Below are 24,382 nucleotides of genomic sequence, written 5' to 3' on the forward strand. Positions count from 1 at the left end.
CGCACCGCCCCCCGATGGGTGAGGTGGCTCAGCGGAAGCCGACGGCGCTCGACGTCGGCGACCCCAGCTCGAGGTAGGCGATCTTCTCGGCGGGTACGACGACCGTGCGGCCCTTGACGTCGGCCAGCCGCAGCACCCCGCTGCCGGCCAGCGCCTCGGTGAGCTTGGCCTCGATGTCCTCGGGCGTGCTGTCGGTGTCGAGCACCAGCTCGCGCTGGGCGTGCTGCACGCCGATCTTGACCTCCACGTGATGCTCCTCGTTCAGTTCGGTGTCTGGGTCCACGACCCTGGGGATGACTCGAGTGTGTCGGGTCAGTGGTCGTCGGCCCTCGGGTAGCCGCGGATGCCGCGCCACGCCAGACCGGCGATCAGGGCGGCGGCGTCGTCCTGGGAGATGGTGCCGCCACCCGCCAGCCAGAACCGCGCGGAGACCTGGGCCATTCCCACGAGGGAGACGGCCAGCAGCTCGGAGGCCTCGTCGGGCAGCCCGGTGTCGGTGCGGATCACGTCGGCGATCATCGACGCGCACTCGGTGGTGACCCGGTCCACCCGCTCGCGTACGTCGGGCTCGCTGGTGAGGTCGGACTCGAAGACGAGCCGGAACGCCCCCTCCTCGGAGGCGACGTAGCTGTAGAACACCTTCATCGTGGCTGCGACCCGGTCCTTGTTGTCCGTGGTCGACGCCAGCGCCCCTCGGCAGTTGTCGATGATCATGTCGCAGGAGGTGTCGAGCAGCGCGAGGTAGAGGTCGAGCTTTCCGGGGAAGTGCTGGTAGAGCACCGGCTTGGACACCCCGGCCCGCTCGGCGATGTCGTCCATCGCGGCGGCGTGGTAGCCCTGGGCCACGAACACCTCGAGGGCGGACTCGAGCAGCTGGGCGCGTCGCTCGCGCCGGGGCATCCGACCGCCGCGCGGTCGCGGGAACTCGGTCTCGGGGCTGCCTGCGGTCACGTCGTGCTCCTGCTGGTCCGGTGCGGTACTGCTGAGTAGTGGCGCCGAGCCTATAGGGCCCCCCGGACGCGGAGAGGGACCCCGGTCTCCCGGGGCCCCTCCCTGCGTGTCGATGCTGCGTCGGTCGACGTACCGGACTCAGTAGCTGAGCTCCACCACCATGTTGCGGTCGGCGTCGACGCTCTTGACGGTGGCCTTGACGCCCTCGTTGGCGACGATCACCGAGTTCTGCGGGTTGTTGGCCGCGTCGTAGTACGCCGTCGACGTGTCGTCGAACGTGGCCTGCTGCGGCACACCACCGGAGCACGTCTCGAGCGTCGTGTAGCCGAGCTCGGTGTCGGCCGCGACCTGCTTGTGCAGGCAGGTGCGGTCGATCGTGTCGAGGCCGAAGGTGGCGTCGAAGGGCTCACGCCGGTTCGTCGGGCTGCTGCCGTCGATGTAGGTGAACGAGTTCGGCGTCGCGTCGACCGGCAGCGCGTAGCCGGAGCCCGGGTGCACCGAGGTGTTGTTGTCGGCCGTCGTCGGGTCGACGAGCCACACCAGCATGCCGTCCTGGAACTTGAAGAACTCCACCCAGTTGGGCCGGGTCACCGCCTCCGAGAAGTTGTACGGGCCCTGCGCGAGGGTCTCGTCGTAGCCGAGGTACTGCCGGTTCTCGATGAGGTAGTAGCGGTTGGCCGTGATCGTCTCGAGGCCGGTCGAACGCTTCCAGCCCTTGACCGTCCAGCCGGGCACCTCTGTCTCGACGTCGTCGGTGAAGGTCGTCTGGTCGGCCTTGACGACGATGTCGTCCAGGAACGCGCCGGCGCCGTTGACGCCGCCGTCGGTGGCGTAGCGGAAGCGGAACTTCGACTCCTGTCCGGCGGGCTTGTAGGAGAACCGCAGGCCGCCCCAGCGGGTCTTGGTGCCGGTGAGGGGCCGCCCGGCCGTGGTCCAGGTATCGCCGCCGTCGAGGGAGTACTGGCCGTAGAGGAAGTCGTAGCCCTGCTCGATGTCGTACCAGGCGTCGGCCGTCACGGTCACCGCGCTCGCTGCGGGCACGTCACGGGTCAGCGTGTTGCGCAGCTGGTCGCCGCGACCCGACCACCAGGCGTACTCGCCGCCCGGGATGTCCACCTCTGCCTGCGTGGTGGTGCTCGACTTCAGGTTGACCTTGAGCGCCTGGTCCGCGCCCGCTCGCTGGAGCTCGGAAGGGCTCAGGGTGAAGCTCTGCGTGCCGCTGCCCTTGTTGACCTCGGTGTAGTCGAGCCAGCCGAGGAAGAGCTTCTCCTCGGGCCCGAAGCTGCCCGGGTGCGTGCCGATGCCCTCGTCGGCACCGCCGTGCCCGAGCCAGGAGCCGGACGACATGGTCGTCCAGAACGACGAGCCGTTGTCGCCGCCGTTGGTGTCGTAGAAGTCGGGCAGGCCGAGGTCGTGGCCGTACTCGTGGGCGAACACGCCCAGGCCACCGTTCTCCGGCTCGACCGTGTAGTCGCCGATGTAGTAGCTCGAGCTGCCGATCTGGGCGCCGCCGTTGAGGTTGGGCCTGCCGTCGACCGTCGGACCCTCGGCCCCGGCGGTGGTCGGGTTGACGTACCAGCGGTGCGACCAGATGGCGTCGGGGTCGGCGCCGGCCTCCTCGCCCTCGCCGGCGTGCACGGCCTGGAAGTGGTCGATGTAGCCGTCGGACTCGGTGAAGTCGCCGTCCTCGTCGAAGTCGTAGCGGTCCCAGGTGTCGAACTGCGCCAGGTAGGCGTCGAGCTCGGCAGCGGACCTGCCGCCCGCCCAGGCGTCGACGGTGTCGTCGATGAACGCCCAGGAGCCGCCCTCGTCCTCGACCGCGTTGTCGCCGTACGTCGACGCGTTGCCGGGCACGGTGACCCAGTCCTCGGTCGTCACGTCGACGCTGTAGGCGCCGTTGGACTGCGCCTCGTAGAAGTTCTTCATCGACTCGCCCGAGCCGTTGAAGAGCTCGTCGTAGTAGGCCTTGTCGTAGGGGCGCTCCCACGTCGTGGAGTTGTCGACGTCCCGGTCGGGCTGCGGGATCGTGTCGTGCAGCGGGCCCGGCGTCAGGCCCAGCTTCTTGGAGCCCTCGGTGCCGAACTCGGACAGGATCGTCCAGATCTTGTCGGTGCCTGCGACGCCCAGCTCGACGAACTCACCCTCCGCGACCTCGACGACCTGGGTGCCGTCGCTCAGGGTCCGAGCCTTCGCGGTGCCGTTCTCGACCATGGCGCGGGCCTTCGCCTTGAGGCGGGCCTGCTTCCTGATCTGCGGGGAGGTGCGGTTGTCCGGCTTCACGCGCACGGCGTCGGCCGCGGACGGGGAGTCGGAGGAGGGGACGGCCGTGGCGGACGGGAGCGCGGTGGCGCTCATCGCCAGGGCAGCGGTGCCGGCGAGAAGGCCGGTTGCCAGTTTCTTCACAGGATGGTCTCCAGGGGTGGGGGAGGGGGACGGGGTCGCCCGAGATGACTTCGTGCCTCTAGTGCTTCTGGGCCACCACCGCGCTACTTCACCCCACCCGACGCGATCTGGCAAGGATCTCCCGCCAATTGCCGATCTGGCCGAAGATGCTTCACCCGTAGATGTGGAGCCGGTCCGGATGGCGGGACGTCGTCAGGCCGGGTGAGGCGGTGGCGGGAACATGGATGCGGTCCCACCGGTTGTTCCGGGACCGGGCACCAGCCCCAGAAGTCGGATCCATGAAGGAGTCACCGTGTCGTTCCCCGCGCTCGTCGAGCCCGCCGCCGAGCTCACCATCGACGAGGTGCGTCGCTACAGCCGCCACCTGATCATCCCCGACGTGGGCATGACGGGTCAGAAGCGCCTGAAGAACGCCAAGGTGCTCGTGATCGGCGCCGGTGGCCTGGGCTCGCCCGCCCTGCTCTACCTCGCAGCCGCAGGGGTCGGCACGCTCGGCATCGCCGAGTTCGACACCGTCGACGAGTCCAACCTCCAGCGCCAGGTCATCCACGGCGTCAGCGACATCGACAAGCCCAAGGGACTCTCGGCCAAGGAGTCGATCGCCGAGATCAACCCCTACGTCGAGGTCGTCCTCCACGAGGAGCGCCTCGACAACGACAACGTCATGAGCGTCTTCGAGGGCTACGACCTGATCGTCGACGGCACCGACAACTTCGCCACGCGCTACATGGTCAACGACGCGGCGTACTTCCTCAAGATCCCCTACGTCTGGGGCTCGATCTACCGCTTCGACGGCCAGGCCAGCGTCTTCGCGCCGTCGCTCGGCGAGGACCTGCCCTGCTACCGCTGCCTCTACCCCGAGCCGCCGCCGCCGGGGATGGTGCCCAGCTGCGCCGAGGGCGGCGTGCTCGGTGTGCTCTGCGCAAGCATCGGTTCGATCCAGGTCAACGAGGCGATCAAGCTGCTCACGGGCATCGGCGACCCCATCGCCGGCAAGCTGATGATCTACGACGCACTGGAGATGGAGTACCGCAAGCTCAAGGTGCGCAAGGACCCCAACTGCGCGCTCTGCGGCGAGAACGCCACCGTCACCGGCCTCATCGACTACGACGCCTTCTGCGGCGCCGTCTCCGACGAGGCGGCCGAGGCCGCTGCCGGCTCGACGATCTCGGTGGTGCAGCTCGAGCAGATGCTCAAGGAGCGCGACGCCGGCGAGCGCGACTTCGTCCTGATCGACGTCCGCGAGCCCAACGAGGCCGAGATCAACTCGATCCCCGGTGCCGTCCTCATCCCCAAGGGCGACTTCCTCAACGGCTCGGCGCTCGAGCAGCTGCCCGCCGACAAGCAGGTCGTCATGCACTGCAAGACAGGCGTGCGCTCGGCCGAGACGCTCGCCATCGTCAAGGGCGCCGGGTACGCCGACGCCGTGCACGTGGGCGGCGGCGTGGTGGCCTGGGTCAGCCAGATCGACCCGAGCCAGCCGACGTACTGAGGCGTAACCCCTCCCGACACGTCTCGTTGGGAGGGGCATGCGTACTCCTACGAAGCTCCTGACCCTTGCCGCCGCGGCCGGCCTCGTAGCCGCTGCCGCGACCAGCACGCCGGCGTCCGCGGCGCCCAAGAAGCAGGCCCGCGCCAGCTGGGCACCTGCCGACACCGCGACCATCCACCCCGGGGTGCAGATGTACACCGAGGGCGCCCAGTGCACCGCCAACTTCGTCTACACCGACACCGCCGGCACGACGTACGTCGGCTATGCGGCGCACTGCGCCGGACTCGGCGAGGCGACGGACACCGACGGCTGCACGTCGCCGTCGCTCCCGCTCGGCACCAAGGTCGACTTCGTCGAGGGCGGCTCGCTGCTCACCGAGGGCACCCGGGTCGGCGGCGGCACCCTCGTCTACTCGTCGTGGCTGACCATGCAGCAGCGCGGCGAGAAGGACGCCGACACCTGCGCCTACAACGACCTCGCGCTGGTGAAGGTCGACGCCGCGGACGCCGGCAAGGTCAACCCGTCGGTCCCCTTCTGGGGTGGCCCGGTCGGCCTCAACACCGACGGCACGTCCGCCGGCGAGACGGTCTACAGCTACGGCAACTCCAGCCTCCGCGCCGGCGTCGAGGAGCTCTCCCCCAAGCAGGGCACCAGCCTCGGCACCGACCCCAGCGGCTGGACCCACCCGGTCTACACCGTGACGCCGGGCGTCCCCGGTGACTCGGGCAGCGCCTTCCTCGACTCCGAGGGCAACGCGGTGGGCACCCTCTCCACGCTGGCCATCGCACCCCTCGCCGGCTCCAACGGCGTGGGCGACCTCGCCCACGAGCTCGCCTACGCCCAGGCCAACGGCGGCATCGCCGGCCTGCGCCTGGTCCGCGGCACGGAGCCGTTCAGCCCGCTGCTCTGAGCCTGCCCCCTCGCATGGCGCGACCCGGTCACCTAGGGTCGCGCCATGCGAGCGTTGCGAGCCCTCCCGCCCGCTGCGCGCGCGGTGGTGATGGTGGGTGCGACCAGCCTGTTCATGGTGCTGGTGGCCTGGGCCACGTTGATCGGCCCCGACGCGGTCTTCACCGGCCCGGGTCCCCGGCCCGCGACGCTCACCACGACCGCGGAGTCCTGCGCGCCGACTCCCAGCGAGTCGGGCACCACCAACCAGGTCGTCCACCTCTCGGACGACTCGACCGGTCCGGACGAGGGTGACTGCGAGGACCCCGAGGCCACGCGCGGGGACGCCGAGGACCTCGGCGAGCAGGCCGATCCGCCCCTGTGGCTCAAGCTGTTGGTGTGGACCTTGCAGGTACTCGTCCTCGGCGCGATCATCGCCTTGCTGACCTACCTGGGCGCCTTGGCGATCCGCTCCCTCAGAGTGCGGAGGCGATCTCGTGAGGACCGGGAGGCGGTGGAGTTCACGACGCTCGACCAACCGGGCCGGGTCGCCGAGGAGATCGCGGCCGACGCCGGTGAGCAGGACGCCCTGCTGCGCGACGGTGAGCCCCGCAACGCGATCGTGGCGGCATGGCACCGGTTCGAGGTGCAGGGCGAGCGCGCGGGCGTGCGCCGCCGCCCGTCGGAGACCTCCTCGGAGTACGCCATCCGCATCCTCGACCTCGTCGCCGCGGACTCCGGCGCCGTCACCCGGCTGGCCGGCCTCTACCGCGAGGCCCGCTTCTCCGACCACGCGATCACCGAGGACCACCGCGACCGGGCACTCGAGGCGCTCGCCGTCATCCGTCGCAGCCTCGGGGCGCGCACATGAGCCGGCCGGCCCTCGCCCGCCACTGGCGGACCCGCCTCCTCACCGGAGCGACGATGGGTGCCGTCGGCTATGTCGCCGCCGTGCTCCTCGACTTCGAGCCGCAGCCGGCGGCGTACGTCGTCATGATCACCGTCGTGCTCGCGCTGGCGTGGCTCGTGATGGACACCGTCGACGCTCCTGCAGCGCAGTGGCAGCACGGCCTGCCGTCGCGGGGCGACCGGGTCGACCAGGCGACCTCGGACCTGCGGATCCTCGTCAGCCACGAGCAGGCGGACGTGCCGTCCGAGGCGCTGCGTGAGCGGCTGGTCGCGCTCGCGCGTGCTCGCGACCCCGACCTCGCCGTCATGCTGGAGCTCGACCTGGCCGGGGTCCACCGCCTGTCCCCGGCAGACATCGACCACATCCTGATGCGAATTGAGGCCGTCCGTGAGCGAAGCTGAGCCCCGACCCGACGCCAACCCCCGAGATGGATCGGGCGTCGCCCCCTCGGACGTCTCGCCCTCTGACGTATCGATGTTCGCCGAGCGCGTCCTCGACGAGGTGGGCCGCGCCGTCGTGGGCAAGCGCGACGTCCTGTCGCTCGTGCTGTCCGGCATCCTCGCCAAGGGCCACATCCTGCTGGAGGACTTCCCGGGCCTGGGCAAGACGCTCGCGGCGAGGTCGTTCGCCGGGGCGCTCGGCCTCGACTTCGCCCGCGCGCAGTTCACCCCCGACCTGCTGCCGGCCGACCTGACCGGGTCCTACGTCTACGACCAGCGTCGCGCGGAGTTCGACTTCAGGCCCGGGCCGATCTTCGCGGGGCTGCTGCTGGCCGACGAGATCAACCGGACGCCGCCCAAGACCCAGGCGGCGCTGCTCGAGGCGATGCAGGAGGGGCAGGTCACCGTCGAGGGGCAGACCCACCGGCTGCCCGCTCCGTTCCACGTCCTCGCCACCGCCAACCCGATCGAGTACGAGGGCACCTACCCCTTGCCCGAGGCACAGCTCGACCGCTTCCTGCTCCGCGTCGGCTTCGGCTACCCCAACGCCGGCGAGGAGTACGACGTGCTGCGCCGTCGGCTCGACCGGCAGCGCGAGGAGGTCGACATCCAGCAGGTCACCGACGCGCCCGGCCTCGCGGCCGTGCAGGCCGCCGTCGAGCGGGTCGTCGTCGACGAGTCGGTCGCCCGCTACTGCGTCGACCTGGTCAGCGCGACCCGCACCCACCCCGACGTGCTGACCGGCGCCTCGCCCCGGGGCAGCCTCGGCCTGGTGCTCACCGCGCGAGCCTGGGCGGCGGTCCGCGGCCGCGACTACGTGGTGCCCGAGGACGTCAAGGTCGTGGCCCGTGCCGTGCTGTCCCACCGGATCACGGTGAAGCCGGACCTCTGGATGACCCAGGCCTCGGGAGCGCGGGTCGTCGACTCCGTGCTCGGCTCGGTCGCGACACCCCGCACCCTGGAGTCGCACCGGTGAGCTCCTGGCGGCCGACGCCGTCGCTCGTCCGGGCCAGCCTGCTCGCGCTCGGCGGCCTGGCCGCCGGCGTGGTGCTGGGCCTGGAGGCGCTGGCAGTGCTGGCCGCCCCGTTCGTGGTCATCGCCGGCGCGGGGCTCGTCGGGCGCCCGCGCCAGGCGATCGGCATGAACACCCGGATCGACCACCACAGGTTGCACGAGGGCCAGGGCACCACCTCGCGACTGGAGGTCGACGACCTGACGGGTGTCGAGCACGTCACCCGGGTCGCGGCACCGGCGGCCCACGTCGCCTGCCGGCCGACGTACGGCGCCGTGGGCTCGTTGGTGTCCGAGGGCCTGCCGACGATCGGGTTCAGCCCCCGCCGCTGGGGCCGGCGCTCCATCGGTGCCGAGCGGGTCGCGCTGACCAGCTCGTGGGCAGGCTGGCGCTGGGGACCGGTCGACATGCCGGAGCACGGACTGAGCGTGCTGCCGCAGACCGCGCCGTACGACAGCCGCGCCGAGGTGCCGCAGCCTGACGGCCTCGTCGGCCGGCACCGGTCGCGTCGGCTGGGCGGCGGGACGGAGTTCGAGGGGATCCGCCACTTCGCGACCGGCGACCGCCTCAAGCGGATCACCTGGCCGGTCTCGCTGCGCACCGGCGAGCTCCACGTGATCACCACGCGCGCCGAGCAGGACGCCGGGGTGTGGCTGGTCGTCGACGGACTGCGCGACATCGGTGTCTCCGGCGGTGTCGACGGTGCGGCCAGCAGCCTCGACCTCACGGTGCGCGCCGCCGCTGCCCTGGCCGAGCACCACGTCCGGACCGGCGACCGCGTGGGTCTGCTGGTGGTCGCCGGGGACGGGGCGCGCGTCCGCCTCGGTTCCGGACCGCGGCACCTCCAGAAGATCCAGGGCACCCTCGCGCGGCTCCGTACGGAGGCCCGGAGCGTGCCCCCGGAGCGGCTCGACCTCGGCGCCGGCGCCGGCAGCGTCGTCTACGTCCTCTCGCCGATGCTCTTCACGCCGCTGGTGACGGCGACGGCCAGCCTGCAGCGCAGCGGAGCCTCGGTGGTCGTGATCGACACCCTGGGGGAGCAGGAGGAGGGCCCCGACCGGCTCGCCCTGGCCAGCCTGGCCGCGCGGATGCAGAAGATCGAGCGCGACGACCGGCTCCGGCGGCTGGCCGCGGTCGGCTGCCCGGTGGTGCCCTGGCGAGGACCGGGCACCCTCGACACAGTCCTGCACCAGCTCGCGCGGCGGGCGCGGGTGCCGAAGGTCCGCGCGCGATGATCCTCGTCCCGCCCGGCATGTCGTGGCCCGTCGTGGTGCTGCGGGGACTGCTGTTCGCGCTTCCGTGCGCGGCCATGGCGCTCGCCCTGCCCGAGGTGCCCAACGGCCTGGTGCTGCTCCTGGTGGTCGTCGCCGCTGCCCTGTGGGCCCGCTCGCCCGATCACGTCGCCGGGGCGGTCGCGCTCGTGCTGGTCGTGGGTTGGTGGGGCCTGCGCGCCGTGGTCGACTGGCGTCTGGTCGTCGTCGGGGTGCTGCTGGTCGTCGCACACGTGACCGCGACGGTGCTGGCCCATGGTCCCGGGACACTCCCGGTGGACGCGCGGCTCGCCAGGCTCTGGGTGGGCAGGGGGCTGCTGGCCCTGGTGCCGATGCCGGTCACGTACGTCGCGGTGCGCGGGCTCGATCCCCAGCTGGCGCCGCCGTGGGTGTGGATCGTGGCCGGAGTGGCGATCGTGGGGCTGCTGGTGGTGACCGCGCGGCTGACCCAGCCGGAGCCGGAATGAGCACCTCGGAGGAGGACCGCGAGCTCTACGCCGAGCTCGTGCTGCAGTGCGCCGAGTCGGTGCCGCGGGGACGCGTGACGACGTACGGCGCGATCGCCGAGGTCGTGGGGGAGCGCCTGGGCCGTGGCGGCCCTCGCCTGGTCGGCAACGTCATGGCGCAGCACGGAGGCGGGGTGCCGTGGTGGCGGGTGGTCCGGGCCGACGGGTCGCTGCCGCCCTCGCACGACGAGGAGGCCCGCCAGGCCTACCTCGAGGAGGGCACCCCATTGCGACCCGGCGGGCGCGTGGACCTGGGACGCGCGTTCTGGCAGCCGAGCACCAAGGCACAATGAGCCGCATGCTCTTCTCGGTCGCGCACAGCGTCATCCCCCCGCTGGCCCGCGCCGTGTGGCGTCCGAGTGTCGAGGGCCTGCACCACGTGCCGTCGTCCGGCCCGGTCATCGTGGCGAGCAACCACCTCTCCTTCTTCGACAGCGTGGTCATCCCGGTGGTCGTGCCGCGTCCGGTCGCCTTCCTCGCCAAGTCCGACTACTTCACGGGCACCGGAGTGAAGGGCTTCCTCACGCGAGCCTGGTTCGAGGGGCTCGGCATGCTGCCCGTCGACCGTGACGACACGAAGGCGGCGATCGCCAGCCTCGACACCGCGCTCGAGGTGCTCCGGCGCGGGGACGCCTTCGGCATCTACCCCGAGGGCACCCGGTCACGCGACGGCCGGCTCTACCGCGGCCGCACCGGCGTGGCGCACCTCGCCCTCACCGCCGGCTGCCCGGTCGTGCCGGTCGGGCTCCAGGGCACCGAGGACATCCAGCCCGTCGGTGCCAGCCGGCCGCGGCTGGGGAAGGTGGACGTGACGGTGCGGTTCGGGGAGCCGATCACGGTCGCCGGTGAGTACGACGGCGTGCCGAGCGGGCGTGCCCGCCGTGAGCTCACCGACCGGATCATGGCCGCGATCGCGGGCCTGTCCGGCCAGGAGCAGGCCGGCGTCTACAACGAGCGTCCCGCCGACGTCTGACGAGCCGCCCGGGCCAGCGCGGCCAGCGCCTGGGGAAAGATCTCGGCGGGAGGCGTGACCAGACCAGCGCCGACCTGCCCCACCCCGGCGACCCGGCCGGCCATGCCCGTGTTGATCTGGGGCAGGATCCCGGTGCGGCACACCCGGGTGACGTCGATCCCCGTCGGCGTGCCCTGGAACTCCAGGACCGGCACCGACCAGCGCGGGTTCTCGGCGAGGGTGATCTCGTGCATCCGGCGGGTGGTGGCCAGGGCGTCGGGGACCGAGCCGCCGACGAGGCGGACGATCGCCGGCGCGGTCGCCATCGCGAAGCCGCCGATGCCTGCCGTCTCGGTGATCGCGGAGTCGCCGATGTCGGCGTTGGCGTCGTCGGGACCGTAGTCGCCGAGGAAGAGCCCGTCGGCCACCTGTGCGGGACCGGTGAACCACTCGTCACCGGTGCCGGAGACCTGGATGCCGAAGTCAGTGCCGTTGCGCGCCATCGCCACGACCATCGTCGAGCCGGGGATGTCCCGCCCGGCGTCGAGCGCGAGCTTGCAGGCGGGCATGGCGAGGTTGAGGAAGAAGTGGTCGTTGCCGCCGATGAAGCGCATCGACTCCGCCACGTCCTTGCCGTCGAAGCCGGCGTCGGCTCCGCTGCCGACCATCGCCGGGGCGAGGTCGCGCAGCAGCATCAGGGTGCCGGCGCGGTTGCGGTTGTGGGCCTCGTCGCCCATCTGCAGCATCTGGGTCAGGATGCCCGTGACGTCGACCGGACCCGACTCCGCGACCACGCTGCGCGTCGCCGCCTGGAGCAGCGGACCGAGCACGTCGCCCATCCACCGCAGCCGGGTGAGCACCTCAGGCCCGTAGGCGCCGTAGCGCAGCACCTTGCCGAGACCCTCGTTGAGGGAGCAGTACGTCCGCCTGCCGCTCGCGCGGTCCTCCAGGACCCACATCCACATCGACGGCGTCACGACGCCGGCCATCGGGCCGACCGCGCTGCGGTGGTGGCACGGCTCGAGGCTGACGCTGCTGCCCGACTCGAAGAGGGCGACCGCGTCCTCGGGATCGTCGACCAGCCCCTCCAGGGCCGCGCCGCCCATCAACGCGCCGCGCAGCGGGCCGGAGGCGCGGTCCCAGCCGATCGGCGGACCGGCGTGCAGGAACTGGCCGGGCTCGAGCCCGAGGACCTCGGAGGCGGGGGCCACGTCGACGAGGTGGGCGGTGACGCCCAGCACCGCCTCGACGGCCCGGCGGTTGGCGCCGGGGCGGCGCGGGTCGACGGCGACCGCGGCGAGGTCGGCCTCGGTGCCCGGCATCGGGGGCCGCCAGTCGACGCGCTCGACGTCGACGGCCTGGCCCGCCACGGCGTCGGCGAACATGCCTGCTCCGACGGTGACGACGGTGGGCTCGCTCACTGGAATGCTCCGATCAGCTCGAGGGCGCGCCGGGTGGCTGCCGCGTTGGACAGGTGGACCTCCGCGCCTGCGGCGACAAGTGCCTCGCGCTGCGCCGACAGGCCCTGCGGGTCGAGGTCGGTGCCGACCAGGCTGACGATGACCGGGATCGGCCGGTCCTTCCGTGCCGCCGAGATGGCGGGCGCGAGCAGGGCGGCCGGGTCGGGCTCGGCGCCGTGTCCGAGGACGAGGTCGAGCAGGATGACGCCGGTGGCCGGGTCGGCGGCGGCCCGGGCCAGCTGGTCGTTGCGCAGTGTCGGGTCGATCATCGGGTGCGCGCGGCCCTGGGTCAGGGCGTCGTCGCCGAAGTCGACCATCGTGTGGTCGTCCACGAGCAGCTCGTCCGGGACGAGAGCCAGGTCGCCGGAAAGCGGGATGTTGCTGCGGATCGGGCCCAGGGCCTCGGTGGCCATCAGCATCGACTCGTCGCACAGGGTGCCCCCGACGAAGAGCCCGCGGAGCAGGGGACCTGTGGCCGGCCCGGTGTTGTCGGCGCCGTGCACCGGCCACTCGGGCGCGGTGTGGCCGAGCCGGTCGAGCACCGCCTCGGCGACGGCGGTGAGGTCGCGCTGCCCGCGTCCCAGCAGACCCAGCTCGACCGGGGTGTCCAGTGCCTCCGCCTCGCGCGCGAGCGCGTCGGCGACCTCCGGTGCCGGCGGCTTGGACACGACGACGACCAGGTCGACGTCCGGGTCGGTGTCGAGGCGGCGTAGCGCCTCGCGGGTGGCGAGCCCGCCCACGGCGGCCGACAGGTCGCGCCCGCCCACCCCCAGCGCGTGGCGTACGCCGACGCCGTCCCGGCCCTGACCGGCGAGCGCGTCGCCGGCGTGGTGAAGCAGCGCCAGCAGCTGCTGGCAGCCGGTCCCGGAAGCGGCGACGAGGGCGATCCGGCCCGGGCGGACGGTGTTGGCGAAACCCAGCCCGACGCCGTCGATGACCGCGGTGCCGCAGTCGGGTCCCATGACCAGCGCGCCCCGCTCGGCGGCGTACGTCTTGAGGGCGACCTCCTCGGCCACCGGCACGTTGTCGCTGAAGATCATCACGTCGTGCCCGGCCTCGATCGCGTCCATCGCCTCGACGGTGGCGCTGGCACCCGGCACGGAGACCAGGACGACGGCACCGGCGCCGCTGCGGCGCAGCGCGGACGCGGTGGTGCGAGGCGGTGCGACCGCGCTGGCGCCCGAGGTGGGACGGGTCGGGACCAGCGCGGCGTCGACCGCGGCGAGCGCGGTGGCGACGTCGGCGTCGTCGTCGAGGCGCAGGGCGACGACCATGTCGTTGGGCGAGGAGTCAGGTACGTCGAACCCCATCCCGGCGAGCACCTCGAGGTTGAGGCCGGTGGCCATCGCGACCTGGGCCGTCACCACCCCCGGCGCGGCCTGCACCGCCCGGCTCACCTGGAGCAGGGTCACCGAGTCGGCGTAGGCGCCGCTCCGGAGCTCGACGTGGTCCTTCATCCGTGGGGTGGTCATGCAGCCCTCCCGGGGCGATCGCTGGGATGGTCGGTGGCGAGCGAGGTCAGCCCGAGCTGGGCGCCCGCGAGCAGGCCCGCACCCGAGGTGGCGCCGACGGCCAGCAGGGCCTCTGTTGAGGTGGAGCCGGGGTCGCTCAGCCAGGCGGCCAGCTGGGGCAGGACCTCGCCACGCAGGGCGCAGTCCAGCAGGGTCGCGGAGAGCAGCGTGGTGACGCCGAGCCGGCGGCGTAAGGCAGCGGCGAGCACGGGGTCGGGGCGGCCGGCCGCGGCGCGCGCGGCGAACCACCCGGCGAGCACGTCGTCGCCCAGCGGGGTGAGCCCCGGACCGCGCCCGAGCAACAGGTCGAGGTGGCGGGCCGTGAGGTGGCCGTCGGTGGGCAGGTCCGTGCCCAGGCCCTGTCGCACGAGCGGGGCGAGCGACCACGCCCTCGGGCTCTCGTGGCCCGCGACGGTGGGCACGGCGACGTCGGCCAACCGCGTCACGCGGACCTCGTGGTCACCCACGTGCAGCACGCCACCCTCGACCCGGACGCTAGCCGGACCCAGCACCTTCAGGTCGGGGATGGTCGACCAGAGCGCGCACGGCACCCGGGTCGCCGACACGGAGACCAGCCCGACGCACCGGCCGTCGAGGTCGGCGTAGATCGCGGAGCTGCTCGCGTGCAGCACCGGGCGGGGCCCGTCGGGTGCTGCGGCCAGTCGCTCCCGCACCCGCAGGGGTGCCGCCGCCGGGACCACGCCGGAGATCGCGCCGGAGATCACGCCAGAGGTCACCAGACAGACGCTAGCGGCCCGTGGCAGACTCGCGAATGTGAGGACCTGACAAGGAAGGGCATGAAGTGGGCCAAGACTTGATGAACGACCCGGAGGCGGTCGCGGCGCTGGAGCGCGCCGATGCGCTGCACACCGCGCTGACCCACATCGTCCTCGAGGGCGGAGACCTGGCTCGGATCGCCGAGGCCGTGGGCGACGCGCTGGGCTGCGGGGTGGTCTTCACCTCGACGGACGGCCGCGAGCGAGCCGCCCACCTCGACGAGGGGCAGCGGACTGCGCTGGCCGACGCCGGCCTGCTCGACCCGACGGGCCGACTGCGCGTGGAGCGCATCGACCCGGACGGGACGGCGGTCGGCGACGGCGAGGCACTCGTACGCCGGGTGGTGGCCGCGGGGGTCGACCTCGCCCGGCTGGTCGCGCTGCGGCCGGACGGCAGGATCCACTCCTCCGACGCGCATGCCCTCGAGCGGGCCGCGATCGTGGCCGCGCTCCTGGTGACCCGCGTCGAGGCCATCACCGCGGTGGAGAACAAGTACCGGGGCGACTTCCTGCGCGACGTGTTCCTCGGGCGCGCGGGGGAGGAGGACTACGTCGCCGAGCACGCACAGGCGTTCGGCTGGCACCTCGACCGCCCGGTCATGGTCGTCGTCGCCGTGCTCGACCCGGACGCGATCGCCGCCCTCAACCCGACCGCGGAGGACCGGCAGGCATGGAACGACCGCTTCGCCCACGCCTGGCGGCAGGTCACCTCCAGCGTCGACGAGAGCATCGCCTCGGTCGCCTTCAGCCGGGAGGTGGTCACCCTCGTCCCGGTCGATCCGACGCAGGACGCGGCACGTGCCGTTGCGGCCGTCGACCGGCTCACGGAGGCAGTGCGCGGCGACCGCGGCGGTGGGCGGATCGCCTTCTCGGCGGGCGTGAGCCGGGTCGCGCACGGCCTGGGCGAGCTGCCCGAGGCCTACCGGCAGGCCCAGCGCGCGGTCGAGATCGGACGCCGGGTGAACGGCGGTGGATCGGTGACCCGGTTCGACCAGCTCGGCCTTCATCGCCTGCTCGCGCTGGTGCCCGACAGCGCCGAGCTGACGGCGTTCGCAGCCGACGTGCTCGGCCCCCTCGCCGAGAGGACGCCAGAGGCGGCCGACCTGCGCGAGACGCTGCAGGTGCTGCTCGACACCAACTTCAACGTGGCCGAGGCGGCGCGCGCCCAGTTCTTCCACTACAACACGATGCGCTACCGCGTGGGCAAGCTCCAGCGGATCCTCGGTCCGGTGGCGACCGATCCGCACCTCCGCCTCGACGTGGCGGTCGCGCTGCGGGCACTGGAGATCGTGGGCTAGGGCACCAGCACCTTCTCGTAGAAGACCCGGACGAGCCCCTGCTCGCCCCCGCGAAGCGTCTCGACGTAGCCGTTGCGTTCGTACAGCCGCTGGTTCTCGACCATGGACTCGTGGGTGTAGAGACGGATGCGCGTACGACCCGTGGCCACGGCCCGCTCCTCAGCCAGGACGAGCAGCGCACGCCCGAGCCCCAGCCCGTGGTGGGAGGGGAGCACGGCGACGTTCTCCAGGAGCATGCTGTCGGCCTCCCCGACCAGGAGCAGGAAGCCGACGACCTCCCCGTCGGAGGACTCGGCGACCCATGCCTCGGAGTCGGACACGGCGGCTGCGTAGTCGGCGTCCAGCGGTCCTGGACGCCGACCACCCATGCGGGACAGGTACGGCGTGTACGCCAGCTCCGCGACGTGCTGCATCCGCGGAGCGTCATCGGCAGTGGCCCGACGAAGGTTCAGCACCCGCCGATCGTCCCAGCCGCGAGCATGGGGCGTCAGGCGTGCAGACCGTTCAGGCTCCCCTGCAGGAATCGCCGGGGTGCAGGCCCATGGCTGCCAGGATCGCGCGCACCTCCGGGGGGATGCTGCCCCAGTTCTGCACGACTCCCGGCTGAACAGGCGCGTCGAAATCCCCGTCGTCGTCGTGGTCCATGTCCTCGAGCCCCGAGAACGAGCAGATCGAGCTCGCGATGTGGTCCTTGACCGGGGTCGGTTCCCCGTTTCCGCCGCGTTCGCCGGCGAACGCAGTCCCGCTGGTGGCACCCACCATGCCAAGGGTCATCACCAGCACACCCAGGGTCCTCTTCATAGGTCATTCTCCTCGCTGTCGTGCGTCCGGACGCCCGAGAGACGCGCCAGGACGCTAGATCCGGACCGAGGCCGAGGCGCGTTCGCCTGCGGGACTTGCCCGAATGTGGTGACGGCGGGCCAGTGACGTTCCCCCGTCGCCCCGCGGAAGAACTTGTCGTCATGTGCGGCGTTCCTTCGGCACATGTCGCCAGTGAGGGTGTGTGATGTGGCGCACTAGTTTGTGGTTTCTCGGGTACCCACCCCCTGCGAGAACTGGAGGCCTGCACATGTCGATGTTCAAGTGGGAAGTGGTCGATCCCGCCCCGGGCGAGGCGGTGGCCCCCCACCAGCGACTGCCGTGGGGCAAGACGATCGGGCTCGGTGCCCAGCACGTGGTCGCCATGTTCGGCGCCACCTTCGTGTTCCCGCTCGTCATGGGACTCGACCCCAACCTCGCCATCATGTTCTCGGGGTTCTGCACCATCCTGTTCCTGCTGATCGTGCAGAACAAGGTGCCCAGCTACCTCGGCACCAGCGCGTCCTTCGTCGCCTCCGTCGCGGCCATCCGCGCGCTCGACGAGGGCAACGACTCCTCCTACGTCACCGGCGCGATCCTGGTCGGCGGCCTCGTGCTCGCCGCCGTCGGCGTGCTGGTCCACTTCGCTGGCTCCCAGCTCATCCACCGGATCCTGCCCCCGGCAGTGACCGGGGCCGTGGTCATGCTCATCGGCTTCAACCTCGCGCCCGTGGTGGCCGGCATCTACTGGCCGCAGGACCAGTGGATCGCCCTGCTCACCGCGGCGTTCATGGTGTTCGCCGCCGTCATGCTCCCCGGCTTCTGGTCGCGGATCGCGGTCTTCCTGGCGCTGATCTTCGGCTACCTGCTGTCCTGGGTCGCCGACCTTGTGTTCGGTCCCATCACCTCCGTGCTGGGCGGCGCCACCGAGGCGACCGAGCACGACCGCGTCTCCTGGGCCGGGGTGGAGGCCGCCAGCTGGATCGGCCTCCCGAGCGGCACGCTGGCCGACGGCGTCTCCGTGGTCCACGGCCCGTCGTTCTCACTGACCGCGATCCTGCTCGTGCTGCCCGGTGTGATCGCGCTCGTCGCCGAGAACACCGGTCACGTCAAGGCGGTCGCCGAGATGAGCGGCCAGGACCTCGACCCCTACATGGGCCGCGCCATCGGGGCCGACGGCCTCGCGACCGCGTTCGCGAGCGCATTCGGCGGCTCCCCGACCACGACGTACGCCGAGAACATCGGCGTCATGGGCGCGACGCGCGTCTACAGCACCGCTGCCTACTACGTCGCCGCGGCCGTCGCCATCCTGCTGGGTCTGTGCCCGAAGTTCGGCGCGATCGTCAATGCAACGCCGGGTGGGGTGCTCGGGGGCATCACGGTCGTGCTCTACGGGATGATCGGTCTCGTGGGAGCCAAGATCTGGGTCGAGAACAACGTCGACTTCGGCAACCCGATCAACATGGTCGGCCTGGCGGCCGGCCTGATCGCCGGCATCGGTGGCGTGACCCTGACCTTCGGTGACGACTTCGAGCTCGGCGGCATCGCCCTCGGCACGATCCTGGTCATCGCGTTCTTCCACATGGTCAAGGGCCGCGCCGGCGAGGGCGCCGGCAGCGTGACCCGCCACACGAGCCACCCGGACTACGACGAGGGCGTCGACGACGCCGCCTCGGGAGGCTCCACCCCGCGATGAAGCCCGCACCCTTCGCCTTCCTGCGCCCGTCCACCCTCGAGGAGGCCCTCGCGGCGCTCGCGGGGGAGCAGGGGGCGAAGGTGCTGGCCGGCGGTCAGTCCCTGGTCCCGCTGTTGTCCATGCGTCTGGCAGCCCCGTCGATGCTCGTCGACATCAACGCCGTGCCGGACCTCGGCCACATCGACATCGATGAGGCCGGGGTCCGGATCGGGGCCCTCGCCCGCCACGCCGAGGTCCTCGCGTCGGCCGAGGCGGCCGAGACCCAGCCGTTGCTCGCGATGGCGCTGAGCCACGTGGCCCATCCGACGATCCGCAACCGCGGGACCACCGTGGGCTCCCTGGTGCACGCCGACGCCGCAGCGGAGATGCCGATGGTCCTGCGACTCCTGGAGGGGTCGGTGGACGTCGCGTCGGTGCGCGGTCGTCGTACGATCCCGGCGGCGGAGCTGTTCGCCGGCCCCCTCGAGTCGACCCTGGCCCACGACGAGATCGCCGTCGAGGCGTTCTTCCCGGCCCTGGCGGCCGGTGCCGGGGTGGCGTTCGAGGAGATCGCGCGCCGCCACGGCGACTACGCGCTGGTCGGGGTCGCGGCACTAGTTCAGCTCGATGGCGACGAGATCACCGGTGCCCGCCTGGGCTTCGTGTCGGTGAGCGACATTCCCACGGTCGTCGACGTGACCGAGGCCGTGAACGACCGCGCCGACCCGGCCGCGGCCGCCCTGGCCGAGCTGGAGCCCGCCGACGACATCCACGCCTCCGCCGAATACCGCGCCCACCTGGTGAAGGTGCTGACCACCCGCGTGCTGGCAGCCGCGATCGACCACGCCCGGTCCCGGGCACGGAAGGTGACGACCTGATGAGCAACGCCGCCGGGGAGGAGGTCCACGACGTCCGCCTCCACGTCAACGGATCCGTCCACGAGGTGCAGGTGCCCGCGCGGCGCCTGCTCTCCGACGCGCTGCGCCACGACTGCGGGCTGACTGGCACCCACGTCGGCTGCGAGCACGGGGTCTGCGGCGCCTGCACGGTCCTGGTCGGCGGCAGGCCGATGCGCTCGTGCCTCATGCTCGCGGTCTCCGCCGTGGACGCCGAGATCACCACGGTGGAAGGGCTCACCGAGGCCGACGGCTCGCCGGAGGGCCGGTTGAGCCCGGTCCAGCAGGCGTTCTCGGACTGCCACGGCCTCCAGTGCGGCTTCTGCACACCCGGCTTCCTGACCACCATCACCGCCGGGCTGCGTGACAACCCGGACCCGTCCGAGGACGAGGCGCGCGAGATGATCGCCGGCAACCTCTGCCGCTGCACGGGCTACCAGAACATCGTGAAGTCGGTGCTGCGCGCGGCCGCCCTTCGTGACGGTCGCGGGGCGACCTCCTCAGGGACCGAAAACTTGGAGGACGCATGACCACCAAGCTCTTCGGCACCAAGGTCGCTCGCGTGGAGGACCAGCGGTTCCTGCGTGGACAGGGCCGCTACGTCGACGACCTGCTCCACGACGACCCGCGCCTGCTCCACTCCGCGGTGCTGCGCTCACCCCACGCGCACGCGCGCATCACCGACATCGACGTCTCCGACGTGCTCGACCTCGACGGTGTGCTCGCCGTCTGGACCTACGACGACCTGACCGGGCCGATGGCCGAGCCGCTGCCGCTGCTCATCCCGCACCCGACGCTCACCCACGGCCGCACGCAGTACGCCCTCGCGAAGGACGAGGTCAACTACGTCGGCGAGGCGATCGCCTTCGTGGTCGCCGTCGACCGCTACGTCGCCGAGGACGCGGTGTCGCGGATCCGCGTCGACTACGACTACCTCGAGCCGGTCGTCGGGATCGACGCGGCTCGCGCCGCGCAGCGCCTGGTGCACGACGACGTACCCGGCAACGTCGGGGCGCGGATGGAGCAGGAGAACGGCGACGCGCGCGCCGCGATCGCCGACGCGCCGCACACCCTGACCCTCGACCTCGACATCGAGCGGTCCGCCTGCACGCCCATGGAGGGACGCGGCACCGTCGCGCGCTGGGACCCCGACACAAGCCGGCTGACCGTGTGGTCGTCGACCCAGACGTCCACGGGCGTGCGCGGGTGCGTCGCCGCCAAGCTCGGCCTCGACCTGGCCAGGGTCGACGTCATCACCCCCGACGTGGGTGGGGGCTTCGGCGTGAAGATCAACCACCCGTGGCCCGAGGAGCTGCTGGTGCCGCTCGCCGCGATGACCCTGGGCCGTCCGGTGAAGTTCACCGAAGACCGCCGCGAGCACTTCATCTCCTCGGCGCACGAGCGGGCGCAGCAGCACCACGTCGAGGTCGGCTTCGACGACGACGGTCGCCTGCTCGGGCTCAACGTCGAGTTCTGGCACGACCACGGCGCCTACACGCCCTACGGCCTGATCGTCCCGATCATCACCTCGACCCAGCTCCTCGGCCCCTACAAGCCGCTCAACTACCGCGTCGTCTTCGAGTCGCTCTACACCAACACGGTCATGGTCACCCCCTACCGCGGGGCCGGGCGGCCGCAGGGCTGCTTCGTGATGGAGCGGACGATGGACGCGATCGCGGCCTACCTCGGCAAGGACCGCACCGAGGTCCGCAGCACCAACTTCATCCAGCCCGACGAGTTCCCCTACGAGCACGGACTGGTGTTCCAGGACGGCCGCGAGCTGACCTACGACTCCGGCGACTACCCGGCCTCGCTGGCCAAGCTCAAGGAGCTGGTCGGCTGGGACGAGTTCGAGCAGTTCCGTGCCGAGATGGCGGCGCAGGGACGGCGGGTCGGCATCGGCCTGGCCTGCTACGTCGAGGGCACCGGCGTCGGCCCCTACGAAGGTGCCCACGTCCACATCGAGACCTCCGGCAAGGTCAAGGTCGCCACCGGCCTGACCACGCAGGGCCAGGGGCACCAGACCGCGTTCGCGCAGATCGTCGCCGACACCCTCGGCGTGCGGTTCGAGGACGTCGAGATCACCACCGGCGACACCCGCAAGATGCCGTACGCCGTCGGCACGTTCGCGTCGCGCGCGGCCGTCATGAGCGGGTCGGCGATCCACCTGGCCTCGCTGCGCGCCAAGGAGAAGGCGCTGCGGATCGCGGCCGAGGCGCTGGAGGCCGACGAGTCCGACCTGGAGATCGTGGACGGGGTGGTCTCGGTGCGCGGCACCGACGCCTCGCCCGGGACCCGGATCGACCTCGGCACGGTCGCCGTGCTGTCCAACCCGCTGCGCTACGCCTTCGACGAGGCGTCCAAGGCCGCCACCCAGTTCTCCGTCGGTGACCCGGGCAGGCCCCCGGTCGCCGAGGACGACGAGCCGGGCCTGGAGGGCAAGGACTTCTACTCGCCCCAGCGCTCGACCTTCGCCAACGGCATGCACGCGGTGATCGTGGAGACCGACCCCGACACCGCCGAGATCACCATCCTCAAGTACGCCGTCGTGCACGACTGCGGCCACCTGATCAACCCGATGATCGTCGAGGGCCAGATCCACGGCGGCGTCGCGCAGGGAGTGGGTGGCGCGCTCTACGAGCGGATGGTCTACGACGAGTCGGGGCAGCTGCTCAACGCGTCCTTCATGGACTTCCTGATGCCCTACGTCACCGAGGTGCCGACCACGATCGACATCGACCACCTCGAGACGCCCTCTCCGCTCAACCCGCTCGGCATCAAGGGCGCCGGCGAGGCGGGCGTGATCCCGTCGGCCGCGGTCTTCGCGGCCGCGATCGAGGACGCCGAGGGCTTCCCGATCACGGCGATGCCCATCTCGCCGTCCGAGCTGTACGCGCTGCGCCTCGCGCACGCCGACGACCCCGCCGAAGCCGCCGAAGCCGCCACCACCACCGCTGGTTGAGGAGCTCGCGCAGCGAGCGTCACGAAACCGAGCTCACAGGAGAAGACATGAAGTTCACCGGCGAGAACGTCCTCGCGGCGCCCGTCGAGCAGGCGTGGGACGCCCTGCTCGACCCCGCCGTGCTCGTCCGCACCATCCCGGGCTGCGAGCGGCTGGAGGCGACCGGCGACAACGCGTACGCCATGACCGTGACAGCGGGGGTCGCCTCGATCAAGGGCACCTACGCCGGGTCGTGCGAGCTGCGGGACCTGGTCGAGCACGAGTCGCTCGTGATGAAGCTCGACGGAGCCGGTGCGCCCGGCACGATCGGCGCGACGGTGCAGGTCCGCTTCCTTCCGGAGGGGTCGTCGACGCGGATCTCCTACGACGCCGACGCGATCGTCGGCGGGATGATCGGTGGCGTCGGGCAGCGGATGCTCACCTCGGTCTCGCGCCGGATGGCCGCGGAGTTCTTCGGCAACGTCGACGCGGTGCTGGCCGGAGGTGGCGCGGCTCCCGCTGCGCTGGTCGAGGAGGGCGCGCAGCGCGCACCGCTGGTCGAGGAGGGCGCGCAGCGCCCGTCACGAGGCCCGGTGGCAGGGCAGGTCTTCACCGCCCCGGCCGCCCCCGCGGCCGGCTCGCGCCAGGAGTTCCTCACCGGCGTGGCCGTCGGCGCGGGGCTGGTGGTGCTCGGCGTCATCGTGGGCGGGATCTTCGGTCGTCGCCGATGACTGACCTGAGCGTCGAATCGACCGCACGCGCCCAGGCCGCCGCCGTGCGCGGGGGTGACATCTCGGCGCGGGAGCTGCTCGACCTGCACCTGTCCCGGATCGCCGAGCGCAACCCGGAGCTCAACGCGATCGTCTCGCTCGACGAGGAGCGCGCCCGCGAGGCCGCAGCAGACGCCGACCAGGCATACGCGTCGGGCGCGTTCGTCGGTCCCCTGCACGGCCTGCCGTTCGCGGTGAAGGACACCCACGCGCTGAAGGGCTGGCGCACGACGTACGGCTCGCCGATCCACGCCGACTGGGTGGCCGACCACGACGACCTGCTCGTCGAGCGGATCCACCGGGCGGGCGCGGTGTTCGTCGGCAAGACCAACGTGCCGGAGTTCGCAGCCGGGTCGCACACCTTCAACACAGTCTTCGGCGTCACCCGCAACCCGGTCGACCCGACGCGGTCCGCCGGCGGCTCCAGCGGGGGTGCGGCGTGTGCGCTGGCCGCTGGGATGGTGCCCCTGGCCGACGGCTCGGACATGGGTGGCTCGCTGCGCAACCCGGCGTCGTTCTGCGGGGTGGTGGGCATGCGGCCGTCGCTGGGGCGGGTCCCGGAGTGGCCGCTCTACAACCAGTGGGAGACCACGTCCGTCAGCGGACCGCTGGCGCGCAACGTGGGCGACCTAGCGCTGCTGCTGTCCGTCCTCGCCGGCCCGGATGCGCGCGCGCCCCAGGCGCTCGGCGATCCAGGGGCGGCCTTCGCGCCGCCGCTTGCGCCGTCGTCGCTCGCCGGGCTCCGGGTGGCGTGCTCGGTGGACCTCGGGGGCGCGCTGGTCGTCGACCACGAGGTCGCGGACCTCGTACGTGCGAGCGCCGCCCGGCTGTCCGACGCCGGTGCCGCCGTCACCGAGGCCCACCCCGACCTGTCCCTGGCCGACGACACCTTCCGCACGCTGCGGGCGTGGCACTTCCAGGCGAAGCTCGGGCCGCTCCTGGCCGAGCACCCGAGCTCCTTCAAACCGTCGCTGGAGGCCAACATCCGGGCAGGGGAGTCCCTCACCGGCGCCGACGTGGCCCGGGCGTACACGCAGCGGACGGCGCTGTCGGAGACGATGCGTCTGTTCTTCGGCGACCACGACGTGCTGCTGCTGCCCACCTCTCAGGTGCCGCCCTTCCCGGTCGAGCAGGAGTTCCCCGAGTCGATCAACGGCCAGGAGATGCCCGACTACCTCGCGTGGATGCGATCGGCGTACTTCATCACCGTGACCGGCTGCCCGGCCATCTCAGTGCCCGCCGGCACCACCGCCGACGGCCTCCCGGTCGGCATCCAGCTCGTCGCCCGGCACGGCGCGGACCGTGCGCTCCTCGAGGTCGCCGCGGCCGTCGAGGCCCTCCTCGCCGCATCGAGCGGTGGCTGAGCAACCTTTCTCCCAGCGGATTCGGTTGCTGGCTCACCGCTCCTAGGGCCCGGTCCGTTGGGCGGTGG

At 72.0% G+C, this 24,382-nt stretch carries 24 protein-coding genes; 16 read left to right on the top strand and 8 right to left on the bottom strand.

Translation table 11 applies throughout. The features are described 5' to 3' along the window. Positions 1-28: 28 nt before the first annotated feature. From J3P44_RS23930 to J3P44_RS23940, 3 genes are all read right to left on the bottom strand, one after another. On the bottom strand, positions 29-247 hold the full coding sequence (locus J3P44_RS23930) for a DUF3107 domain-containing protein (protein ID WP_255893027.1): 219 nt from the start codon (positions 245-247) through the stop codon (positions 29-31). A gap of 65 nt (positions 248-312) precedes the next feature. Continuing rightward, positions 313-900 (bottom strand): TetR/AcrR family transcriptional regulator, encoded by a 588-nt coding sequence (locus tag J3P44_RS23935; protein WP_255893106.1) that lies wholly within the window; start codon positions 898-900, stop codon positions 313-315. 189 nt (positions 901-1,089) lie between these two features. Continuing rightward, the gene (locus J3P44_RS23940; protein WP_255893028.1) at positions 1,090-3,354 is read right to left on the bottom strand and encodes an immune inhibitor A domain-containing protein; all 2,265 of its coding nucleotides are present in this window, start codon (positions 3,352-3,354) and stop codon (positions 1,090-1,092) included. A gap of 292 nt (positions 3,355-3,646) precedes the next feature. Between J3P44_RS23940 and moeZ the strand changes: the two genes are divergently transcribed. The 9 genes from moeZ to J3P44_RS23985 are packed head-to-tail and all read left to right on the top strand — an operon-like array spanning position 3,647 to position 10,846. Next, positions 3,647-4,846, top strand: a complete 1,200-nt coding sequence (gene moeZ / locus J3P44_RS23945) for an adenylyltransferase/sulfurtransferase MoeZ (RefSeq protein ID WP_255893029.1) — start codon at positions 3,647-3,649, stop codon at positions 4,844-4,846. 37 nt (positions 4,847-4,883) lie between these two features. Continuing rightward, positions 4,884-5,756 (top strand): serine protease family protein, encoded by an 873-nt coding sequence (locus tag J3P44_RS23950; RefSeq protein WP_255893030.1) that lies wholly within the window; start codon positions 4,884-4,886, stop codon positions 5,754-5,756. 45 nt (positions 5,757-5,801) lie between these two features. Then, positions 5,802-6,605 carry a DUF4129 domain-containing protein gene (locus J3P44_RS23955; protein ID WP_255893031.1) on the top strand — a complete coding sequence of 268 codons (804 nt, stop codon included), beginning with the start codon at positions 5,802-5,804 and terminating at the stop codon, positions 6,603-6,605. Further along, positions 6,602-7,045 (top strand): hypothetical protein, encoded by a 444-nt coding sequence (locus J3P44_RS23960; protein ID WP_255893032.1) that lies wholly within the window; start codon positions 6,602-6,604, stop codon positions 7,043-7,045. Before J3P44_RS23955 ends, J3P44_RS23960 begins: the two co-directional genes overlap by 4 nt. Continuing rightward, on the top strand, positions 7,032-8,060 hold the full coding sequence (locus J3P44_RS23965; protein WP_308212293.1) for an AAA family ATPase: 1,029 nt from the start codon (positions 7,032-7,034) through the stop codon (positions 8,058-8,060). The genes J3P44_RS23960 and J3P44_RS23965 overlap by 14 nt, the downstream gene beginning before the upstream one ends. After that, positions 8,057-9,331 carry a DUF58 domain-containing protein gene (locus J3P44_RS25695; protein ID WP_255893033.1) on the top strand — a complete coding sequence of 425 codons (1,275 nt, stop codon included), beginning with the start codon at positions 8,057-8,059 and terminating at the stop codon, positions 9,329-9,331. The genes J3P44_RS23965 and J3P44_RS25695 overlap by 4 nt, the downstream gene beginning before the upstream one ends. Continuing rightward, positions 9,328-9,834, top strand: a complete 507-nt coding sequence (locus tag J3P44_RS23975) for a hypothetical protein (RefSeq protein WP_255893034.1) — start codon at positions 9,328-9,330, stop codon at positions 9,832-9,834. Before J3P44_RS25695 ends, J3P44_RS23975 begins: the two co-directional genes overlap by 4 nt. Then, positions 9,831-10,166: an MGMT family protein gene (locus J3P44_RS23980; RefSeq protein WP_255893035.1), complete on the top strand. Its 336-nt coding sequence runs from the start codon at positions 9,831-9,833 to the stop codon at positions 10,164-10,166. The genes J3P44_RS23975 and J3P44_RS23980 overlap by 4 nt, the downstream gene beginning before the upstream one ends. A 5-nt stretch (positions 10,167-10,171) precedes the next feature. After that, the gene (locus J3P44_RS23985) at positions 10,172-10,846 is read left to right on the top strand and encodes a lysophospholipid acyltransferase family protein (RefSeq protein ID WP_255893036.1); all 675 of its coding nucleotides are present in this window, start codon (positions 10,172-10,174) and stop codon (positions 10,844-10,846) included. Here the strand turns inward: J3P44_RS23985 and J3P44_RS23990 are convergent. Genes J3P44_RS23990 through J3P44_RS25700 form a run of 3 tightly spaced genes read right to left on the bottom strand, consistent with a single transcriptional unit; the run spans position 10,819 to position 14,533 of the window. After that, positions 10,819-12,246, bottom strand: coding sequence for a YlbE family protein (locus J3P44_RS23990; RefSeq protein WP_255893037.1), 1,428 nt, complete (start codon positions 12,244-12,246; stop codon positions 10,819-10,821). The genes J3P44_RS23985 and J3P44_RS23990 overlap by 28 nt on opposite strands. Then, entirely contained in the window at positions 12,243-13,757 is a 1,515-nt protein-coding gene (locus tag J3P44_RS23995; protein WP_255893038.1) for an AllF/FdrA family protein, read from the bottom strand. Before J3P44_RS23995 ends, J3P44_RS23990 begins: the two co-directional genes overlap by 4 nt. Then, the gene (locus J3P44_RS25700; RefSeq protein WP_255893039.1) at positions 13,754-14,533 is read right to left on the bottom strand and encodes an oxamate carbamoyltransferase subunit AllH family protein; all 780 of its coding nucleotides are present in this window, start codon (positions 14,531-14,533) and stop codon (positions 13,754-13,756) included. The genes J3P44_RS23995 and J3P44_RS25700 overlap by 4 nt, the downstream gene beginning before the upstream one ends. 80 nt (positions 14,534-14,613) lie before the next feature. Here J3P44_RS25700 and J3P44_RS24005 point away from each other — a divergent pair, with 80 nt between their 5' ends. Then, positions 14,614-15,870 carry a PucR family transcriptional regulator gene (locus tag J3P44_RS24005; protein ID WP_255893040.1) on the top strand — a complete coding sequence of 419 codons (1,257 nt, stop codon included), beginning with the start codon at positions 14,614-14,616 and terminating at the stop codon, positions 15,868-15,870. Here J3P44_RS24005 and J3P44_RS24010 read toward each other — a convergent pair. Both J3P44_RS24010 and J3P44_RS24015 read right to left on the bottom strand, forming a co-directional pair. Next, positions 15,867-16,325, bottom strand: coding sequence for a GNAT family N-acetyltransferase (locus tag J3P44_RS24010; RefSeq protein WP_255893041.1), 459 nt, complete (start codon positions 16,323-16,325; stop codon positions 15,867-15,869). The two genes, J3P44_RS24005 and J3P44_RS24010, sit on opposite strands and share 4 nt — an antisense overlap. Before the next feature lie 49 nt (positions 16,326-16,374). Further along, positions 16,375-16,671: a hypothetical protein gene (locus J3P44_RS24015; RefSeq protein WP_255893042.1), complete on the bottom strand. Its 297-nt coding sequence runs from the start codon at positions 16,669-16,671 to the stop codon at positions 16,375-16,377. Positions 16,672-16,939: 268 nt separating this feature from the next. On the opposite strand from J3P44_RS24015, the gene J3P44_RS24020 reads away from it, so the two are divergent. Genes J3P44_RS24020 through J3P44_RS24045 form a run of 6 tightly spaced genes read left to right on the top strand, consistent with a single transcriptional unit; the run spans position 16,940 to position 24,314 of the window. After that, positions 16,940-18,364: a uracil-xanthine permease family protein gene (locus J3P44_RS24020; protein ID WP_255893043.1), complete on the top strand. Its 1,425-nt coding sequence runs from the start codon at positions 16,940-16,942 to the stop codon at positions 18,362-18,364. Next, positions 18,361-19,221, top strand: coding sequence for an FAD binding domain-containing protein (locus J3P44_RS24025; RefSeq protein ID WP_255893044.1), 861 nt, complete (start codon positions 18,361-18,363; stop codon positions 19,219-19,221). Before J3P44_RS24020 ends, J3P44_RS24025 begins: the two co-directional genes overlap by 4 nt. Beyond that, a complete protein-coding gene (locus J3P44_RS24030) occupies positions 19,221-19,769 on the top strand; it encodes a (2Fe-2S)-binding protein (RefSeq protein WP_255893045.1) in 549 nt (182 codons plus the stop codon). Before J3P44_RS24025 ends, J3P44_RS24030 begins: the two co-directional genes overlap by 1 nt. Then, positions 19,766-22,201: an aerobic carbon-monoxide dehydrogenase large subunit gene (cutA, locus tag J3P44_RS24035; protein WP_255893046.1), complete on the top strand. Its 2,436-nt coding sequence runs from the start codon at positions 19,766-19,768 to the stop codon at positions 22,199-22,201. Before J3P44_RS24030 ends, cutA begins: the two co-directional genes overlap by 4 nt. A 47-nt stretch (positions 22,202-22,248) precedes the next feature. Continuing rightward, a complete protein-coding gene (locus J3P44_RS24040) occupies positions 22,249-22,911 on the top strand; it encodes an SRPBCC family protein (RefSeq protein WP_255893047.1) in 663 nt (220 codons plus the stop codon). Continuing rightward, on the top strand, positions 22,908-24,314 hold the full coding sequence (locus tag J3P44_RS24045) for an amidase (RefSeq protein ID WP_255893048.1): 1,407 nt from the start codon (positions 22,908-22,910) through the stop codon (positions 24,312-24,314). The genes J3P44_RS24040 and J3P44_RS24045 overlap by 4 nt, the downstream gene beginning before the upstream one ends. Positions 24,315-24,382: the final 68 nt, after the last annotated feature.

Source organism: Nocardioides astragali (genome assembly GCF_024436375.1).
Classification (GTDB): domain Bacteria; phylum Actinomycetota; class Actinomycetes; order Propionibacteriales; family Nocardioidaceae; genus Nocardioides; species Nocardioides astragali.

Excerpts from the sequence above, each read along its gene's own strand:
- J3P44_RS23935 (WP_255893106.1), bottom strand. The coding sequence starts at position 900 with ATGCCCCGGCGCGAGCGACGCGCCCAGCTGCTCGAGTCCGCCCTCGAG.
- J3P44_RS23950 (WP_255893030.1), top strand. The coding sequence starts at position 4,884 with ATGCGTACTCCTACGAAGCTCCTGACCCTTGCCGCCGCGGCCGGCCTC.
- J3P44_RS23955 (WP_255893031.1), top strand. The coding sequence starts at position 5,802 with ATGCGAGCGTTGCGAGCCCTCCCGCCCGCTGCGCGCGCGGTGGTGATG.
- J3P44_RS23960 (WP_255893032.1), top strand. The coding sequence starts at position 6,602 with ATGAGCCGGCCGGCCCTCGCCCGCCACTGGCGGACCCGCCTCCTCACC.
- J3P44_RS23975 (WP_255893034.1), top strand. The coding sequence starts at position 9,328 with ATGATCCTCGTCCCGCCCGGCATGTCGTGGCCCGTCGTGGTGCTGCGG.
- J3P44_RS23980 (WP_255893035.1), top strand. The coding sequence starts at position 9,831 with ATGAGCACCTCGGAGGAGGACCGCGAGCTCTACGCCGAGCTCGTGCTG.
- J3P44_RS23985 (WP_255893036.1), top strand. The coding sequence starts at position 10,172 with ATGCTCTTCTCGGTCGCGCACAGCGTCATCCCCCCGCTGGCCCGCGCC.
- J3P44_RS23995 (WP_255893038.1), bottom strand. The coding sequence starts at position 13,757 with ATGACCACCCCACGGATGAAGGACCACGTCGAGCTCCGGAGCGGCGCC.
- J3P44_RS24005 (WP_255893040.1), top strand. The coding sequence starts at position 14,614 with ATGAACGACCCGGAGGCGGTCGCGGCGCTGGAGCGCGCCGATGCGCTG.
- J3P44_RS24015 (WP_255893042.1), bottom strand. The coding sequence starts at position 16,671 with ATGAAGAGGACCCTGGGTGTGCTGGTGATGACCCTTGGCATGGTGGGT.
- J3P44_RS24020 (WP_255893043.1), top strand. The coding sequence starts at position 16,940 with ATGTCGATGTTCAAGTGGGAAGTGGTCGATCCCGCCCCGGGCGAGGCG.
- J3P44_RS24025 (WP_255893044.1), top strand. The coding sequence starts at position 18,361 with ATGAAGCCCGCACCCTTCGCCTTCCTGCGCCCGTCCACCCTCGAGGAG.
- J3P44_RS24030 (WP_255893045.1), top strand. The coding sequence starts at position 19,221 with ATGAGCAACGCCGCCGGGGAGGAGGTCCACGACGTCCGCCTCCACGTC.
- cutA (WP_255893046.1), top strand. The coding sequence starts at position 19,766 with ATGACCACCAAGCTCTTCGGCACCAAGGTCGCTCGCGTGGAGGACCAG.
- J3P44_RS24040 (WP_255893047.1), top strand. The coding sequence starts at position 22,249 with ATGAAGTTCACCGGCGAGAACGTCCTCGCGGCGCCCGTCGAGCAGGCG.
- J3P44_RS24045 (WP_255893048.1), top strand. The coding sequence starts at position 22,908 with ATGACTGACCTGAGCGTCGAATCGACCGCACGCGCCCAGGCCGCCGCC.